Annotated in this window: 2 protein-coding genes; one reads left to right on the top strand and one right to left on the bottom strand. The window is 45.9% G+C overall.

All coding sequences use genetic code 11. From position 1 onward, the window contains the following. Positions 1 to 62: 62 nt before the first annotated feature. The gene (locus VIM87_RS03160; RefSeq protein WP_331995560.1) at positions 63 to 2,441 is read left to right on the top strand and encodes an ABC transporter permease; all 2,379 of its coding nucleotides are present in this window, start codon (positions 63 to 65) and stop codon (positions 2,439 to 2,441) included. A gap of 1 nt (position 2,442) precedes the next feature. On the opposite strand, the gene VIM87_RS03165 is transcribed toward VIM87_RS03160, so the two are convergent. Beyond that, positions 2,443 to 3,835, bottom strand: a 1,393-nt coding sequence (locus tag VIM87_RS03165; RefSeq protein WP_331995561.1) for a glycosyl hydrolase, incomplete at its 5' end; no start/stop codon positions are given.

Here is a 3,835-nt window from a genome sequence, read left to right on the forward strand (position 1 = left end):
TATCTTCGCTCGCAGTCCCCCGCAATCTTGTTTGTTACATTTCACTGAATGACCGATCTGCCATGATTAGGAATTTTTTCAAAGTCGCTTACCGGAACCTGCTGCGTAATAAAGGGTTTTCGGCCATTAATATTACAGGCCTTGCCGTAGGTATGGCTGCTGCCATACTTATTTTTATGTGGATCTACGATGAGCAAAGCTACGACGGGTTCCATAAGAACAAAGACCGGATCTATGAGGTATGGAACCGTGTGGCCATTGAAGGTAAGGTAACATGCTGGAATACGGTATCCGCACCAACAGCCCGCGCCGTGGAAAAAGACCTGCCCGAAATAGAGCGTACGGTAAGAGCGGACTCATATGGTAATTTACTTTTTTCAGTTGGAGAAAAGAAAGTATTGAAGTCAGGAATGGTAGTGGATACAGGCTTTCTCCAGGTGTTCAGCTTCCCCATGATAAAGGGCAATCCTCTCACAGCCCTGAACGATGTACATTCCGTGGTGCTTACGGAAAGCACCGCTAAAAGCCTGTTCGGCAATGACGATGCAATAGGAAAAATTATAAGGATCGAGAATAAAGATAATTACACCGTTACGGGTGTGGTAAAAGATCCGCCTGCCAATACGCGATTCCAGTTTGATTACTTATTGCCCTGGTCTTATATAAAATACGGGGAAGGGCAGGACTATGGCTGGAACGATAACAGCACTCCTACTTATGTATTGCTGAAACCTAATGTAAACCATGCTGCTGCAGACCGTAAAGTAAAAGATCTTAGACAGCATTATAGTGATGACGCCAAAACAATGAAATGGGAGCTGTTCCTTTACCCGCTTGAACGTTGGCGTTTGTATTCAAGCTTTACGAATGGTGTGGAAGATAACGGAGGCCGCAGCACATTCATAAAAATATTCAGCATTATTGCAGGCCTGATATTATTGATCGCCTGTATCAATTTTATGAACCTGAGTACAGCACGGAGTGAAAAACGTGCAAAAGAAGTAGGCATCCGCAAAGTGGTAGGCGCCCAGAAAAGTACGCTCATCGGCCAGTTCATAGGGGAGTCTGTTTTCATTGCTTTCCTGGCAGGTATGGTAGCTATTATTCTTGTGTGGGTAAGCTTACCTGCGTACAACCAGCTTACGGATAAAAAGTTATCCCTGGACTATGGGAATATTTATACCTGGCTGGCATTTATTGGGTTTATCCTTTTCACCGGTCTGTTAGCCGGCAGCTTTCCAGCATTCTTCCTTTCATCCTTCCAGCCGGTTAAGGTATTAAAAGGCACCTTTAAAAAAGCAAATGCATTGGTAACGCCCAGGAAAGTGCTGGTGGTACTGCAATTCACATCGGCCATTGTGCTGATCATCTGCACTATTATTGTAAAGCAACAGATAGACTATGCCCGCAACCGGGAAACCGGGTATAACAAAGATAATCTTGTGTATATTTTTATGACAGGCACCATCCCTAAGAATTACACATTAATTAAGAATGAGCTGCTGGAATCAGGTATTGCAAGATCCATTACAAGAACAAACTCGCCGCTTACAGAAAGGTGGAGTAATGGCTGGGGACAGAATTGGGAAGGAAAAGACCCGAATGACAAAACCACTTTTGACCGGTATTTATCTGATGAGGGGCTGGGCGTTACCGCCGGGCTGCAATTTGTACAGGGCCGTGATTTTGATCTGAAACAATATCCTACGGATTCAACGGGGTTGATTATAAATGAATCGGCGCTGAAAGTAATGAAGTTTAAAGACCCCATCGGCAAAGTGGTAGGGGACCTGGGCATTAACTGGCACATTGTAGGGGTTATAAAAGATTTTATTCTTACCAGCCCTTATGAACCTACCCGGCCTATATTGATCTGCGGCGCCAAGAGCAGCTTTATGACCTTCCAGGTGATACAGATAAAGCTGAACGGGAGTAATGCTACCACTAAAAACCTGGCAAAGGCAGCAACTATTTTCAGAAAATACAATCCGGAATATCCATTTGAATATAAGTTCGTAGACGATTCCTATGCGCAGAAATTTGAGAATGAGCAACGCCAGGGAACTTTGGCCGCTTTATTTGCCGGGCTTACCATCTTTATCTCATGCCTGGGATTGTTTGGCCTTGCTGCGTATATGGCAGAGAACCGGATCCGGGAGATCGGTGTGCGTAAAGTGCTGGGCGCATCCATAACAGGTATTACTACTTTATTATCCAAAGATTTTGTAAAGCTGGTTATTATCTCGTTTATAATAGCAGCGCCCTTATCATACTGGTGTATGGATAAATGGCTGCAGAGCTATGAATACCGCGTGAGTATCCAATGGTGGGTATTTGCACTTGCGTGTTGCTTATCCATAGCTATTGCCATATTAACGGTGAGCTACCAGGCTATCAGGGCCGCCATGGCCAACCCGGTGGAAAGCCTGCGGAAGGAATAGATCATTTTATTTCCAGCTTTACCGGCCCAAGCAGCCCGGATGATTGCAATGCGCTTTTGTTGTTATAAGGATTGTGGATGGTCCAGGTGCTGCGTTTATCAGCTGGCAGCTCACTATCGTGTATCAGGCGGTTAACCCAGGTGTTTACTACCTTAATAGCGATGGTGTTCTTTCCTGGTTTAAGCGCAGCCGTTATATCAATCTTATAGGGGGCTGTCCACACGCCGCCCACTTCAACATCATTGATCCTGACCTTTGCAATGGCCTTCACCAAACCCAGATCCAGGTATACCCGGCTGGCTTTACCGGTTCCCTGCCAGGTAAAGCTATTCTGATATACTGCTGCTCCTGAGTAGTAGCGGATACTATCGTTCGGGTGAACAGCCCAATCTGTAAGGCTATCAAATTGCACTGCATTCAGGGGACCGCCCATTTTCGCATCAAATTTTACAGACCAGGGAGTGTTAATAGCAATAGTTGCCGTATTAATAAGGGCATTACCCTGCCCGGATGTTTTGTTCCTGAAAACTACAAATGCACTTTCCATTGGGGCCAGCTGCATGGGTACAACCGTTGATCCGGCTGTTGTGGAATACTGCTCAATTACCTGCCTGCTGCCGCTCACAGGATCCCACCATTCCGGCGCCAGGCCGCTTACCCTGAACTCCGGCCGTATATTTATACTGCTATCCTTTTGGTTGGAGATGAAGTATACCTGGCCTTCTTTCAGATCGCGGTGAATAAAAAGTACCGGATCGGCTGGTGTTACTTTAAAATCCGGCTGAACATTTACCAGGTTAAGCGCCTGCTGCAGGTCCATACCGCTCAACACCATTCCTTTGCCTACCTTGTTTATTTTAATGGTATTTCCATCAATGTTTCCCCAAAGCTCAGCGGCAAGGCGGGCTACTTCCTGGTCTGCTGCCGGATAATTCTCCAGGCTGGGTGATGTTTCAGGCTTAGGACCTAACACTACTGCACCCGCTGATACCAGCTCCTTAATTTTTTTCAGGAGTGCGGGCCTGATGGTTTTCAACGGCGGCAGCACCAATATGCGGTATGACAAACCATCCGGCAGCGTTAATTTGCCGTTGCTGATACCAAGCCTCGTTTGGATCACCTCAGCATTGATATAATCGAATGAGTAGCCGTTGGGTAATTCAGGTTCTTGTGTGCCGGTCATTTTGGGCGCATCTTCACCAATAAAGCAGGCAACATCGGCTACATACCTGCCCTGCTGCAATAGCATGTTGCACCTTTTGATGTATTTTAGAAAGATGTCCATATCGTAAAACCAGGTATTTAACCGGTTAAACTCATTCCCAAAAAAAGCATTTAAACCCGGCGCTTTATTATCAGCCGGCTGGCTGATGTATACATGCAGCAGCGTGTTA

Origin of the sequence: Chitinophaga sp., from assembly GCF_036569125.1 — a bacterium.
In the GTDB taxonomy this organism is placed as follows: Bacteria; Bacteroidota; Bacteroidia; order Chitinophagales; family Chitinophagaceae; genus Chitinophaga.

What these genes read in the sequence shown, in the direction of transcription:
- VIM87_RS03160 (WP_331995560.1), top strand. Translation starts at nt 63, where the DNA reads ATGATTAGGAATTTTTTCAAAGTCGCTTACCGGAACCTGCTGCGTAAT.